General features: G+C 67.6%; 10 protein-coding genes. 5 read left to right on the top strand and 5 right to left on the bottom strand.

Annotated features, from left to right (window positions below; genetic code table 11):
* Window positions 1-209 precede the first annotated feature (209 nt).
* From EBN1_RS02720 to mnmA, 3 genes are read left to right on the top strand one after another with little or no spacing between them, the layout of a single operon-like run.
* Window positions 210-665, top strand: coding sequence for an NUDIX hydrolase (locus EBN1_RS02720; RefSeq protein WP_041645599.1), 456 nt, complete (start codon window positions 210-212; stop codon window positions 663-665).
* Window positions 666-675: 10 nt separating this feature from the next.
* Window positions 676-1,383 carry a hypothetical protein gene (locus EBN1_RS02715; protein ID WP_011236375.1) on the top strand — a complete coding sequence of 236 codons (708 nt, stop codon included), beginning with the start codon at window positions 676-678 and terminating at the stop codon, window positions 1,381-1,383.
* Between the two features lie 16 nt (window positions 1,384-1,399).
* Window positions 1,400-2,497, top strand: a complete 1,098-nt coding sequence (mnmA, locus tag EBN1_RS02710) for a tRNA 2-thiouridine(34) synthase MnmA (RefSeq protein WP_041645596.1) — start codon at window positions 1,400-1,402, stop codon at window positions 2,495-2,497.
* Window positions 2,498-2,530: 33 nt separating this feature from the next.
* On the opposite strand, the gene EBN1_RS02705 is transcribed toward mnmA, so the two are convergent.
* From EBN1_RS02705 to glnE, 5 genes are all read right to left on the bottom strand, one after another.
* Window positions 2,531-2,704 (bottom strand): hypothetical protein, encoded by a 174-nt coding sequence (locus EBN1_RS02705; protein WP_168953260.1) that lies wholly within the window; start codon window positions 2,702-2,704, stop codon window positions 2,531-2,533.
* Window positions 2,705-2,751: 47 nt separating this feature from the next.
* A complete protein-coding gene (locus tag EBN1_RS02700) occupies window positions 2,752-3,681 on the bottom strand; it encodes a hypothetical protein (RefSeq protein ID WP_041645594.1) in 930 nt (309 codons plus the stop codon).
* A gap of 150 nt (window positions 3,682-3,831) precedes the next feature.
* Complete coding sequence (locus EBN1_RS02695) at window positions 3,832-4,284, bottom strand: SixA phosphatase family protein (RefSeq protein ID WP_011236372.1); 453 nt, start codon at window positions 4,282-4,284, stop codon at window positions 3,832-3,834.
* 97 nt (window positions 4,285-4,381) lie between these two features.
* Window positions 4,382-5,890 (bottom strand): CYTH and CHAD domain-containing protein, encoded by a 1,509-nt coding sequence (locus tag EBN1_RS02690; RefSeq protein ID WP_041645591.1) that lies wholly within the window; start codon window positions 5,888-5,890, stop codon window positions 4,382-4,384.
* A 113-nt stretch (window positions 5,891-6,003) separates the two neighbouring features.
* Window positions 6,004-8,688 (bottom strand): bifunctional [glutamate--ammonia ligase]-adenylyl-L-tyrosine phosphorylase/[glutamate--ammonia-ligase] adenylyltransferase, encoded by a 2,685-nt coding sequence (glnE, locus tag EBN1_RS02685; protein WP_041645588.1) that lies wholly within the window; start codon window positions 8,686-8,688, stop codon window positions 6,004-6,006.
* 139 nt (window positions 8,689-8,827) lie between these two features.
* Here glnE and EBN1_RS02680 point away from each other — a divergent pair, with 139 nt between their 5' ends.
* Both EBN1_RS02680 and EBN1_RS02675 read left to right on the top strand, forming a co-directional pair.
* Window positions 8,828-12,712, top strand: coding sequence for a YhdP family protein (locus tag EBN1_RS02680; protein ID WP_011236369.1), 3,885 nt, complete (start codon window positions 8,828-8,830; stop codon window positions 12,710-12,712).
* On the top strand, window positions 12,712-13,551 hold the full coding sequence (locus EBN1_RS02675) for a carbon-nitrogen hydrolase family protein (protein WP_011236368.1): 840 nt from the start codon (window positions 12,712-12,714) through the stop codon (window positions 13,549-13,551). The genes EBN1_RS02680 and EBN1_RS02675 overlap by 1 nt, the downstream gene beginning before the upstream one ends.
* Window positions 13,552-13,621 lie beyond the last annotated feature (70 nt).

Genomic DNA, 13,621 nt, shown 5'->3' with positions numbered 1-13,621 from the left:
TCCGGTGTCTTTGCCGGGCTGTGGCGCGTTCGCGCCAGGTGCCGAGGCGTGCCTGATCATGCTCCCGGGAAATCGCCGGACGGTTTGGTGAAACAAAACGGCGGACGACGAAAAGCCGTGGGGGTCTGCGTGCCAGCGCGTCCCGTCGCGACGCAACCTTCAAGGGCAGCGCCCGAGGCGCTAAAATCGCGCCTTTGCCCGGCAAAACGATGAACAGATCCTGGAAACCCAATGTCACCGTCGCGGCAGTCATCGAGCGCGGCGGACGCTTCCTCGTCGTCGAGGAAGAGACCGCCGACGGATTGCGTTTCAACCAGCCGGCGGGCCATCTCGAGGAAGGGGAGTCGCTCGTCGCGGCGGCGACGCGTGAAGTGCTCGAGGAGACCGCGTACCGTTTCGTGCCGGAGTTCCTCGTCGGCGTCTACCAGTGGCCCGTGCCGGATGGCGACATCACCTACCTGCGCTTCGCCTTCGGCGGTCAGGTGCTCGGCGAGTCGACCGGCGCGCAGCTCGACGACGGCATCGTCAGGGCAGTGTGGCTGACGGCGGACGAGCTGCGCGACTGCACTCCGCGTCACCGCAGCCCGCTCGTGATGCGCTGCGTCGACGACTGGATTGCCGGGCGCCGCTACCCGCTCGAGTTCATCACGCACTACTCCGGCTGACTGCGAGCCGATGCATCATTGGCCGCTCGTGTTCGCGCTGTCCGTCTGCAGTGTCGTGCAGGCGGCCGCTTCCGTCGACGTCTGCTTCAACTACGGCTGTGCGGCGAGTGCGGAAGTCCGCTTCGCCGACGAGCGGCTCGACGAGGTCGGGCGGCTGTTTTCCGACGCGGGCGATGCCGAGCGGGAGCGGGCGGCGATATCGCTCGCGGTCGCCGCGTTGCACCGGATCGCCGGGGAACAATCGCCGATCGCAGCCGACCGTGCCGGCAATTTTCTCGATGACGGCGTCAACGGGCGAATGGACTGCATCGATCACGCGACGACGACGACGCGCCTGCTCGCGCTGATGGCAAGCCGCGGCTGGCTGCGCTTTCACCGTGTGCTCGAGCCGGCGCGCCGCTCGCGCGTGATCTTCCAGCATTTTTCCGCGCTGATCGAGGAGGTCGCGCCGCCACCGCGGCCCGCCGCACCGGCCGTCGCTGCGCCGGGCAGTGTTCCCGATCACGTGCCGCTGTTGCTCGCGCTGTGCGACTGCCAGAATGTCGTCGACGACATCCCGCGAGCGCGCGATCCCGATGCGTCCCCGCCCGGTGCTGCAGAGATCGCGGCCCCGGGCGGGCGTTTCGTCGTCGATAGCTGGTTCGGAAATCATGGCGAGCCGGCAGTCGTGCTGCCGCTGGCCGAATGGCTCAATGGAGAAGGACCGAATGTCCAGTAATACCGATCCCAACGGGATGAAGGTCGTCGTCGGCATGTCCGGCGGCGTCGACTCCTCGGTGACCGCGCTGCTGCTCAAGCAGCAGGGTTTCGATGTGACCGGCCTGTTCATGAAGAACTGGGAGGACGATGACGACGACGAATACTGCTCGACGCGCCAGGATCTCGTCGATGTCGCGTCGGTCTGCGACGTCATCGGCATCGACCTCGAGGTGGTCAATTTTTCGGCCGAGTACAAGGACCGGGTGTTCGCCGATTTCTTGCGCGAATACGAAGCCGGGCGCACGCCGAACCCGGACGTCCTGTGCAACTCCGAGATCAAGTTCCGCTGCTTTCTCGATCACGCGATGGCGCTCGGCGCGGACCGTATCGCTACCGGTCACTATGCGCAGGTGCGCGAATGGGCCAATGACGGGCGCAGCGAATACCAGCTGCTGAAGGCCGAGGACGGCACGAAGGACCAGAGCTATTTCCTGTACCGGCTGAACCAGGCGCAGCTCGCGAAGACGCTGTTTCCCCTCGGCGCCCTCTACAAGCGCGACGTGCGCCGCATCGCGGCCGAGGCCGGGCTGCATGTCGCCGAGAAGAAGGATTCGACCGGCATCTGCTTCATCGGCGAACGGCCGTTCCGCGAATTCCTGATGCGCTACCTGCCAATGCGCCCGGGCGAGATCCGCAACCTCGACGACGGCCGCGTCATCGGCGAGCACCAGGGCCTGATGTACCACACGATCGGCCAGCGCAAAGGGTTGCACATCGGCGGCATCAAGGGCCGCCAGGACGGCGCGGGCGAGCACGATGCGTGGTATGTCGCGGGCAAGGACGTCAAGGCCAACGTGCTGTACGCGGTCCAGGGGCACGAACATCCGGCCTTGCTGAAGACCCGCCTGAGCGCGACCGACCTGCACTGGATCGCCGGCCGCGACCCGCATACGCACTGGGTGTACACCGCGAAACCGCGCTACCGCACGCCGGACATGCCGTGCGAGATCGAGGCGCTCGTCGACGGAGGCGCCGAGATCGTGTTCGCGGAACCGCAGTGGGCGCTGACGCCGGGGCAGAGCGTCGTCGTGTATGAATCGAAGGTGTGCCTCGGCGGTGGCGTGATCGCCTGACTGCGCTGCTCCCGCCACCGCTGGCCGGGATGCTCAGTTCCCGTTCTTGGTTCCGAGGCTCTTGCGCAGCAGTTTTTCGATGAGCGGATTGAGCGGCGCCTTGGCCTCGTTTTCGGCCCCCGAGCGGAACCGCTCGGGCGTACCGCCGCGCTTCATCCGGCCCTGGATTTTCAGTCCGTTGAGTTTCTCGAGATCGGTGCGTTTCATCGACTTTGTCCTGGTAGAAGCGGCCGCGCTGGCGGGCCGGTGTGGGTTCAGGGCAGCTTCATGCAGCCCTGGACATGGCGGTGGATTCTCGCACTGTAATGTTCGCAGCGCTCGATGTATTCGTGTGTGCTCTTGGGCATCGGCACCCGCGCCCGGGTGATGTGGCCGACCAGATCGCGGCCCTGGACGATCAACTGTAGCCCGTCGGCCACAAGCTGCAGGTCCTCCGCCGACGTCGCGCCGACGAGCCGCGGCGCGAACGCGGCGAGTTCCTCGCCGGCCACTGCGAAATCCGCCCACACGTCGAAGATCGCCGGGTCGGTGCGCAGCGTTTCGCATTTGATCTTGGCGGCCTCGGTGAACCGCAGCACCAGGCTTTCGATGCCTTCGAACAGCCGCGTTCCGCCGAAAGTGCTGACGATCACCTGCGCAATGCGGTCGATGTCGCGCAGCGTCTGGGCGATCTTGATGTAGCGGCTGTCATAGAAGGCTTCGACCGGGATCGAGAATGCACGGAACGGCTCGCCCCACAGTTCGTCGATGCCCTCTTCGCCGCTGCGGTGCAACACCATTTTGCCGAAAGTCAGCGCTTCCTGCAGACAGAAGCCGCACTCGCGCATCAATGCGTTTTCCTCGTCGATCTCGATGCCGAGTTCCTGCAGCTCCATGAGTTTCGTGAAGATGTCAGTCGCGCGGTTGAACAGCGCCCCCGCGAGCATCGCTCCCTTGACGCGCTTGCGTGCCGGCTCGGTCTCCGACTCGAAGGCCTGTCGCGCTTCATTCAGCCGGCGTCCCGGGATGTTGATTCCGTGTTCGACATGATTGAACAGTCGGCGCGTCAGGGCTTCGATCAGTTGCTTCTTTGCCCGCAGCGAGTCAGCGGGCGGATCGTAAGCCTTGATCCAGTACCCGTCGTAGTAGACGCGCTCGATGTTTCCGATGACGCGGACAGTGCCATTGGCGATCAATGTGTTCATGGCGGCCCATTTCGGTTCGTGTGGCTGACAGTGTAGGCATGAAATCATGCATTGTGCACTGCACGAAATCATGTTTTGCCGTGATCCCGTATGCGGCGCGCCTCAGGTTGGGCAGTCCGGGCGCTTCCTGTTGTCCCCGCCAGGATGGAGTTACGTGAAATCGGCAGGGATCGCGGCCCGCAGCACTGTCTGCGGCTCGCCTTCGCGGATGCGATTATTGACCCACCACAACGCCCCTTTCTTGATCGTCCAGTCGGTTTCCGCACCGCACAACAGCAGCGCCGCGAGCCGTCCGAGGGTGGGCTGATGGCCGACGATGAGACACGCACCGCGCGCCTCCGGCCAGCGGGCTGCGGCGATGAGGTCCGCGACGCTGGCCTCCGGCCCGATCGATGGCACGATCTCGAAGTCCCGCGTGAATGCGAGCGCCGTCTGGCGCGTGCGCATCGTCGGGCTGACGAGTATCCGCAGTGCTTTCGGGCGATGCTCATCGATCCAGCCCGCCATGCGCCGCGCCTGCTCGCGCCCGCGCGCGCTCAGTTCGCGAGCCCGGTCCGGACTGCCTTCGACGGCCTCTGCGTGACGCCACAACAACAAATCCATCGCTTGCTCCCGGTCAAAAGGACGCCAGCCTGAATGGAGCCGGTTACGCCTCGATGACGGGTCGACCGTCACGCCAGGTTCGAGTGCCCTTGCACACTCAACGGCTCCAGGGGGTCTTGCCCCACAGCAGCGGATCGAGCTCGCGCAGCGCGCGCCGCGCCAGGCGCGCATATCTCGGACTGTGCCAGCCGCTGACGAAAGCCGCTGCGGCGCGCAGTTCGGCGTCCTCGCCAGCCCAGCCGAGCAGCCGCCCGCGGGCGACATCGACGTCATTGACGAAGCCCAGCGCATCCTGCGCCCGGACGATGCACTGGAGATAACGCTTGCCGGCCTTGGCGCGGAACAGCGGAGCGAAGAACTCGACGCCGTAGCGCAGGCGCTTGAGCGCGATCCGCAATGCGTGCAGATGCGCCGGCACGAGGTCGGCCGCGGCCTCGAAGCGCCGCCGCACTTTCTTGCGCAGGCGGGTGAGCTGGAGGCGCGCGAAACTGCGCAGATCGACCGCTTCGATCAGGTCGCTCGTCGGCACCGCATGGAGTGCGGCGGTGAATTCGATCAGCAGGCGGCCCTGGGTAGCAAGGTCGAGGTCATGGACCGCCGCGTCGCGCGCTTCATCGCGGGCGGCGACGGCCAATCCGGTCAGCCGCGTGAGCGACGGCTCCTCCACACCCGTCGCGGCAGCGACGACGGGAGCGAGCACTTCGTCGTAGAGCACGTCGAGGTCGCGCATGTCGCCGAAGCGATCGGCATTGTGCTTCAGCCGTTCGCGCCAGTCGGCGACGAAATCTGCGGGCAGGGCGGGCGCGAACAGCGCGAGCAGCGAGCGCAGGCGCCGCAACGCAACGCGCAACTGATGGATGAATTCCGGTTTGGTGCTGTGCGTCGCGGCGCTCGCGTTCGCCTGCCACTGCCGCAGGCACGAGAATGCCAGCGTCCGAAACGCTTCGACCGGCGTCTCTTCCAGGTTGATCGTCGACAGTTCGGCGCGCAGTGCTTCCGGCTCGTAGCCCAGGTGCAGCCGGTAGCCACGTTCGGCCTTGCTGACGTCGTTCGGCAGCAGCGGGAGGTCGGCGGCGAGCTCACACGCGAGCAGCAACAGGTCGAGCGGACACCCTTCGACGAGCTCCAGTTCGAGCTCGCAGATCGGTTCGCGCTGTTCGCCGGCGATCACCTCTCCGGTGTCGATCATCATCAGGATGCGCACGCCTTCGCGCGGCGCGTAGAGGCGCGTTTCGCGGCGAAAGCGTGTCGAGAACACCGGCTGCAGCGCCGCTTCGTGCCGCTTCAGCAGCTTCAGCACCTTCGGCGCATCGACGGCGGAGAAATCGAAGGCGCCGGAGTACGGATGTTCCCATTCCGGTCGCTGGGTCAGGCCGCCGGCGGAAACGGCCGAGCATTTGACCGTCTGCAACCGTACCCGCCCATGGCGGCGAATGCGAAGCGCCACTTTGCGCTGCTTCAGCGCGAGGCCCGGAGTGTCGAAGTAAGTGTTGTCGAGCGTCACCGCGTTGCCCTGCCGGGCGGCACTGCTGAAGATCGGATGGCGGCGCAGCGCAGGCACCGCTTTCGTGGGCAAGTTGAGTTTGAGTTCGATTTCCTGGCTCATTGGAAGGTGGCGGGCCACGGGTGAAGAAGTGGCCGATTGTAGTCCTCGTGCCGTTACCGGCAGATGTATGGCGATGCGATGCGCGCGCCGGGGGAGTTCGGGGGCGCCGTGGCTCAGGCGCTGCCGAACACGATTGTCCAGAGTGCCCGGACCGGTTCCCGAGCGGCTGCGACCTCGTCCGGAGCGACCAGCGACAGGAGGCCGTTGAGGCGCTGGCGGTGCTGCAGGCGACGGAACAGGCGATAGCTGTCGCCGCAGCGCGCAGCCAGCTCGGCGGGAATCAGGCCGAGTTCGCCGGCGATGCGCAGCAGCGCGATGTTGCCGAGGTTGCCGGTGAGTTCCGGGTAGCGGTGCGCGTGGCCGAGCACGAGGTACTGGATCAGGAATTCGACGTCCACGAGGCCGCCGGCGTCGTGCTTGAGGTTGAACCGTTCGCTTTTTCCGGCGTGCGCGTCGCTCATTTTGCGGCGCATCGCCAGCACTTCGGCACGCAGCGCGGCGATATCGCGCGGCAGGCGCAGCACTTCGCAGCGGATGCGCTCGAAGGCGGCGCCGATCGTCGCGTCGCCGGCGGCGAAGCGGGCGCGCGTCAGCGCTTGGTGTTCCCAAACCCACGCCGATTCGAGCTGGTACTTGCGGAACGACTCGATCGACGTCACGAGCAGGCCGGACTCGCCGTTCGGGCGCAGCCGCAGGTCGGTCTCGAACAGGATGCCCGCGGCGGTCTGGCTCGACAGCCAGGTGTTGATGCGCTGCGCGAGCCGGGTGTAGACCTCGAGCGCTTCGGGTGCCGGGTCGTCGAACAGGAACACGATGTCGAGATCCGAGGCGTAGCCGAGTTCCTTGCCGCCGAGCTTGCCGTAGGCGATGACGGCGAATGCGGGGTCGTCGCGGTGGCGGATCTTGATCTTGCGCCACACCAGCGGCAGCGCGAGTTCGAGCATCAGGTCGGCGAGCGCCGACAGGTGGTCGGCGAGCTTCTCGACCGTCAGCAGTCCGGCGATGTCCTGCGTCAGCAGCCGGAACACTTGTGCGTGGTGCTGCTCGCGCATGACGTCCATCTGGCGCTCCATGTCGGGCTCGAGCGTGTCTAGCGTGTCGCGCATCTGCGCGCGCAGCGCGTCCCAGTCGGGAGCCGGTTCGAGATTGCGGTCGTCGAGCAGTTCGTCGAGCAAGATCGGGTGGCGCGTCAGGTACTGCGCCGCCCAGCGCGACGCGCCGACGAGGTCGGCAACGCGCCGCAGCGCCTGCGGGTATTGCTGCAGCAGCGCGAGGTAGGCGCCGCGGCGGCTGATCGCCTCGATCAGGTCGATGCAGCGCGCAAGCGTTTCATCTGGGCCCGGGGTCGCCGCAGCGACTTCGACGACGCGCGGCATCAGCGCGTCAAGCCGGCTGCGGATGTGGTTCGGCAACTGCTGGTAGCGCGCGCTGCCGTGCAGCGCCGCAAGCCGATGTGCGGCGCCGGACGGGTCGCCGTAGCCGAGGCGCGAGAGGATCGGTTCGGCCTGCTCGACGTCCCGTGCGGCCGCCCACATGCTGTCGAGCGTGTGGGCTTCCTCGCTCGGATCGCCGAACACGTGGTCGAAATGGCGGCTCACCGCGGCGCGATGGTGGTCGAGCACGCCGAGGAACGACGTGTAGTCGGGAAAGTCCATCGCCCGCGCAATGCACTCGCAGTCTTCGTCGTTGCCGGGCAGGTCGTGCGTCTGCGCGTCGTCGAGGTACTGCAGCCGATGCTCGAGGCGGCGCAGGAAGTCGTAGGCTTCGGCAAGTTCGCCCACCGTTTGCGGCGTGAGGATGCCGCGCTCGCCGAGCACCGCGAGCACGTCGAGCGTCGCGCGCACCTGCAATCCCGGTTCGCGCCCGCCGCGGATCAGCTGGAACACCTGCGCGGTGAATTCGATCTCGCGGATGCCGCCGGGCCCGAGCTTGATGTTGTTCACGCGGTCGCGCCGCGTGACTTCGCGCCGGATCTGCGCGTGCAGCGCGCGCATCGCGTTGATCGAGCCAAAATCCAGGTATTTGCGGAACACGAACGGGCGCGCGATCTGTTCCAGTTCGTGATAGCGCTCGCCGGCCAGCACTCGCGCCTTGATCCACGCGTAGCGCTCCCACTCGCGGCCCTGCGTGATGAAATAGTTCTCGAGCATGTCGAACGAGCACACCAGCGGCCCCGAATCGCCGTTCGGTCGCAGGCGCATGTCGACGCGGAACACCTGGCCGTGCTCGGTGACGTCGGCGAGCGCCTGGATCATCTGTTTGCCGAGCCGTTCGAAGAATTCGAAGTTGCTGATCACCTTGTTGCCGCCGGTGTCGCCGTCCTCGGGGTAGACGAAGATCAGGTCGATGTCCGACGACACGTTGAGTTCGCGCCCGCCCAGCTTGCCCATGCCGATGACCAGCAGCTCCTGCTCCCAGCCGGTCGGCGACAGCGGCGCGCCATAGCGCGCAACCAGCCCTTCGCGCAGCACCTCGTACGTGGCGCGGACCGTCACTTCGGCGAGCACCGTCATCGTTTCGGTGACTTCGGCGAGGTCCGCGAAGCCGTTCAGGTCGCGTGTCAGCACGTGGCAGACGACCCAGCTGCGCAAGTGGCGCAGGCTCGCCCGCAGCCTCGCTTCGTCGACGCCGCGGTTCGCGAGGAACGACGACATCGCTTCGCTGTCGAGCGGTTGTCCGAGCGAACCCGCGAGCTGCGCGGCGAGCCACGGCCGGCTGTCGAGCATGCGGCGCATGAATCGGGAAATGGACGCGGCGTGGCGGAGCGCTTCGGGCAGCGGCGAGGAGTCGACGGACATGGGAGGCGAGCTCCGGATCATTGTTAGAATGGCGGGCTCCTGACGCCGCGTGGCGGCGTCGGCGCGGAGGACGTGGAGCGGATTGTAGCCAAGCCTGTCCGTTTTCAGTCGTGCAGCATCGGCCTCAAGCATTATCGAGATGAACGCTCCTTCCGTCCTTCCTGCCGCAACCAATGCCGCCAGCATGACAACGCGCCGCCGCTCCGCATGGCGTCCCGTGGCGATCGGACTCGCGGTCGCATTCTTCGTCGCGGCGCTGTCGTTCCTGCTCGTGCGCGACGTGCTGCTGCCGCGTGCCGACCAGTACCGCGGCCACCTCGCCGCGCTGATCGGCGACGCCGTCGGCCTGCCGGTTTCGATCGACGCATTGTCGGCCGACGTGTCGGGGCTGCGCCCGCGCCTGCATCTGTCGGGCGTCGAACTGCGCGACCGTGAAGGCCGTCCCGCGCTGCGGCTCGACACCGTCGATGCGACGCTCGCGTGGTGGTCGCTGCTGCGCGGGCAGCCGCACTTTCACCGGCTCGTCCTGCATGCGCCGCAACTGGCGTTGCGGCGCGACGCCGGCGGGCAGCTCTTCGTTGCCGGGATTCCGGTCGCCTCGGGCGGCCCTTCCGGGGGGCTATCCGATTGGCTGTTCGGGCAGCGCGAGATCGTGATCCGCGACGCAGCGGTGAGCTGGCACGATGCCCGGCGTGCCGCGCCCGAGCTGCGGCTCGAACAGGTGAATTTCCGTCTCGCCCACGCCGGAGGGCGTTACCGCTTCGGCCTGCAGGCCGCGCCTCCCGCTGCGCTCGCTTCGACACTCGACTTGCGCGGGGACATCACCAGCGCACAGCCTGCCGAGCCCGGCACGTGGAGCGGCGAGCTTTACCTGGCCCTCGCACAGGCCGATTTGGGCGGATGGCGGGCGTGGATCGACTACCCGATCGAACTTGCCGGCAACGGCGGTATGCGGGCGTGGCTGGAACTCACGCACGGGCAACCGGAAGCATTCACGGCGAACTTCGCCGCCGATGAGATCGCGACGCGCCTCGCTGCGGACCTGCCCGAACTGCAGCTCGCCAGCGCACGCGGCCGCCTGTCCGGGCGGCGTTCGCCGGCGGGGCTGAGCTTATCAGCGCGGGCGCTGCAACTCGTCACCAGCGACGGCCTGCATGTCGAACCCGTCGATTTGGATTTCACGCTGCGCGAGGCGATCGATGGCAAGCCCGACGGAGGACAGTTCAGTGCGAACCGCCTCGATTTCGGTGTGCTCGCGCGCCTGGCGGCGCATCTGCCGTTCGATGAAGCGGTGCGTGCGCGCCTTGCGGCGGCCGATCCGCAGGGGCGGCTGGAAGCGTTGCAGCTCGCCTGGCGCGGCGAGGTCGTGCAACCGGACAGCTGGAGCCTGAAGACCCGCTTCCACGATATCGGGCTACGTCCGCAAGGGGTCCTGCCGGGCCTCGCGGGGCTGTCGGGCGAGATCGAAGGCGACGAACAGCGCGGCCGTTTCGGTCTCGTCGGGCAGGACATGGCGCTCGACCTGCCCGCGGTCTTCCCGGGGTCGCGCCTCGCGTTTTCGGTGCTGCACGCTGATGGCGGCTGGATGCGGAAGGACGGACAACTGGAAATCGCGCTCGACCGCGCGAATTTCGACAACGCGGATGCCGCCGGCAGTGCGTCCGGCTGGTACCGGCCTGCGGCTGAAGGGCGCGGGGAAATCGACCTCGCCGCGCATCTGACGCGCGCCGAAAGCAAGGCGGTATGGCGCTACCTGCCGAAAGTCGTCAACGACGCGACGCGCGACTGGCTGCGCCGCGCCCTCAGTGGCGGAACGGTACCGGAGGCGCGGTTGCGGCTGCGGGGCAAGCTCGACGACTTTCCGTTTCGCGACGGCGCATCGGGCCAGTTCCTGGTGACGACGCGCGTCGCCGGAGCGAGTCTCGACTATGCCGAAGGCTGGCCGGCGATCACCGACATCCACGGCGAAGTGCGTTTCGATGGGCCCGGGATGCGAATCGTTGCCGAGCGGGCGCGCATCTTCGGCGCGACGCTGGGCCGCGTCGTCGCGGAAGTGCCGGAGCTCGACGCCCCTGCAGGCGAGGTGATGACGATCGACGGGCGCGCAGGCGGTCCCACTGCGGAGTTTCTCCGCTTCGTCTCGGCGAGCCCGGTCAGCGGGCGGATCGACGGTTTCACCGACGGCATGCGCGCCGAGGGGCGTGGAACGCTCGACCTGAAGCTGGTGATGCCGCTGCGCGACATCGCCGACAGCACCGTGAAAGGGGAATTCCGCTTTGCCGACAATCGCCTGTGGCTGGTCGACGCGTTGCCACCGGTGACCGAAGCCGGGGGCAGGGTGCGTTTCACCGAAAAGGATCTCGCGATCCCGGAGGCGCACGGACGGCTTTTCGGCGAACCGATGCAACTGGTTGCCGATGCCGCGAAGGACGGCGGCGTGAGCTTCACGGCGACGGGTGCGGCAAGCATCCAGGCGTTGCGCCAGGCGCACGACTGGCCGGTGCTCGCGCACCTGTCGGGGACGTTGCCCTGGCAGGCGAGCATCGACCTGCGCGCGCAGCAGACCCGCGTCGTCGTGCAGTCCGACCTGTCGGGCGTGGCGTCCAGCCTGCCGGCGCCGATGAACAAGAGTGCGACGGTGCGCTGGCCGCTGCACGTCGCGCTCGCCTTTCCCGGCGGCGCGCGTGAGGACATCCGCGTCGTGCTCGACGGGCGCGCCGAACTCGAGCTCATGCGACGCCGCAGCGAGCAGGGATGGGAGATCGAACGTGGCGGCCTGGCGCTGTTTGCGCCGCTGCGCCAGGCCGACCGCGGCGTGATGGTGGTCGCCGAGCTCGATGAGCTCGACGTCGATGCGTGGCGCGCGGTCTTCGATAGCGAGGACGCTGCCGATGAGCCAGCGGGTGTGGGCGCTGACGCGCAGATGCCGCCACTGGCGGGCATCGAGCTGCAGGTGAAGCGCGCAACGGCATTCGGTCAGAACCTGTCGGGGGTGCGGATCGCTGCCCAAACCGATGCCGGCGGCTGGAAGGGACGCATCGCGAGCACCGAAGTCGAGGGCGAGTTCGACTGGCGCGAGCGTGGTGAAGGCGCGCTCGAGGCGCGTCTGAAGCGGCTTGTCGTCGGTGCCGTGAACGAGGGCGAGGGCGGCGCGGATCCCCTCGAAGCATACGAACCGCCGCGCCGGCTGCCCGGATTGAATGTCGTCGCCGAGCGCTTCGTGCTGCGCGGCATCGACCTCGGGCGCCTCGAGCTGCAGGCGCGCAATCGCGGTGATGTCTGGCATCTCGATGCCCTCGCGATTGCCAATGCCGACGCGACGCTCAGAGGGCGCGGCGAGTGGCGTCCTGGCGCCCGCGCCAGTACCACGCTCGATTTCCGTCTCGAAGCGAACGACATCGGCCGCTTCGCGACGCGCATGGGCTACGAGGAGGCGGTGCGCGGCGGACAGGCGGTCCTCAGCGGCAAGCTCGGCTGGAGCGGCGCGCCGACGCGCATCCACTACCCGTCGCTGTCGGGCGGAATGCTCGTGGAAGCGGGCAACGGCCAGTTCCGCAAGCTCGAGCCGGGCATGGGCCGCCTGCTCGGCGTCCTCAGTCTGCAAGCGCTGCCGCGACGGCTGACGCTGGATTTTCGCGACGTCCTCAGCGAAGGATTCGCGTTCGATCGCATTTCCGGTAGCATCGACGTCAGCGCCGGCGTCATGCGGACCGATGATCTGCTGATCCGCGGCCCGGCGGCCCGGATCCTCATGAGCGGCTCGGCGGACGTCGAAAGGGAAACCCAGGATCTGAAAGTCACCGTTCAGCCGACGCTGTCCGAATCGGTCGCGATCGGCACGGCGGCCGGACTGATCAATCCGGTCGCCGGCGTCGTCGCCTACGTCGCCCAGAAAGCGCTCAGCGACCCGATCGAAAAGCTGTTCGCTTTCAATTACGCGATCACCGGCAGCTGGGCGGACCCGAAAGTCGAGAAGCTCGCCGGCCGTTCGGCCACGGCGAATCCGCAACCTGACCAGGAATGATGAACGTGAGCGTGTCCCCAGACCCTTCGCCCGAAGCGTGCCGGATCGCGGCAATCCAGACCGTGTCCGGCGCGGACGTCGCGGAGAACCTGCGCGTCGCCGCGGCGCTGGTTGCCGAAGCGGCAGCCGACGGCGCGCAGCTCGTCGCGCTGCCGGAGTATTTCCCGCTGATCACGCCGGACGAGACGGCGAAGGTCGCGATCCGCGAGACCGAAGGCCACGGCCCGCTGCAGGACTTCCTGCGCGAGGTGGCCACGCGTCATCGCGTGTGGCTCGTCGGCGGCACGATTCCGCTCGTCGCCGACGCCGACGGCAAGGTCCGCAACAGCATGCTGGTGTATGACCCCGACGGAGTCCAGGTCGCCCGCTACGACAAGATCCATCTGTTCGGCTTTCGCAAGGGCAGCGAACAGTACGACGAGGCCGCGACGATCGAGGCCGGGCGCGAGGTCGTCACGTTCGACGGCCCGTGCGGTCGCGTCGGGTTGTCGGTGTGCTACGACCTGCGTTTTCCCGAACTCTTCCGCGCGATGGGCAAGGTCGATCTGATCGTGCTGCCGGCAGCCTTCACGTGGACGACCGGCCGCGACCATTGGGAAGTGCTGCTGCGTGCGCGCGCGATCGAGAACCAGTGCTACGTGATGGCTCCTGCGCAAGGCGGGCGCCACCCGGGTGGGCGCGTGACCTGGGGACACAGCCTGATCGTCGACCCGTGGGGCGAGGTGCTCGCATGCCGGGACGAAGGGCCCGGCGTCGTCGCCGCGGACCTCGACCCGGACCGTATCGCGGCGGTGCGCGAGAGCCTGCCGGCGCTGCGGCACCGCTGCCTCGCAACCTGAACCGGGGGGCCGGACGAGACTCCGGTGACCTTTATCGGGTCGGCCCTGTCGAACGGGGCGACCCAACGAC

Source organism: Aromatoleum aromaticum EbN1, assembly GCF_000025965.1.
GTDB lineage: Bacteria > Pseudomonadota > Gammaproteobacteria > Burkholderiales > Rhodocyclaceae > Aromatoleum > Aromatoleum aromaticum.
This window is presented reverse-complemented; position numbering and strand designations above follow the sequence as displayed.

Bases quoted from the DNA above. Each gene is read 5' to 3' on its own strand.
- EBN1_RS02695 (WP_011236372.1), bottom strand. From the start codon at position 4,284: ATGGATTTGTTGTTGTGGCGTCACGCAGAGGCCGTCGAAGGCAGTCCG.
- EBN1_RS02720 (WP_041645599.1), top strand. From the start codon at position 210: ATGAACAGATCCTGGAAACCCAATGTCACCGTCGCGGCAGTCATCGAG.
- EBN1_RS02705 (WP_168953260.1), bottom strand. From the start codon at position 2,704: ATGAAACGCACCGATCTCGAGAAACTCAACGGACTGAAAATCCAGGGC.
- mnmA (WP_041645596.1), top strand. From the start codon at position 1,400: ATGAAGGTCGTCGTCGGCATGTCCGGCGGCGTCGACTCCTCGGTGACC.
- EBN1_RS02680 (WP_011236369.1), top strand. From the start codon at position 8,828: ATGAACGCTCCTTCCGTCCTTCCTGCCGCAACCAATGCCGCCAGCATG.
- EBN1_RS02715 (WP_011236375.1), top strand. From the start codon at position 676: ATGCATCATTGGCCGCTCGTGTTCGCGCTGTCCGTCTGCAGTGTCGTG.
- EBN1_RS02690 (WP_041645591.1), bottom strand. From the start codon at position 5,890: ATGAGCCAGGAAATCGAACTCAAACTCAACTTGCCCACGAAAGCGGTG.
- EBN1_RS02675 (WP_011236368.1), top strand. From the start codon at position 12,712: ATGAACGTGAGCGTGTCCCCAGACCCTTCGCCCGAAGCGTGCCGGATC.
- glnE (WP_041645588.1), bottom strand. From the start codon at position 8,688: ATGTCCGTCGACTCCTCGCCGCTGCCCGAAGCGCTCCGCCACGCCGCG.
- EBN1_RS02700 (WP_041645594.1), bottom strand. From the start codon at position 3,681: ATGAACACATTGATCGCCAATGGCACTGTCCGCGTCATCGGAAACATC.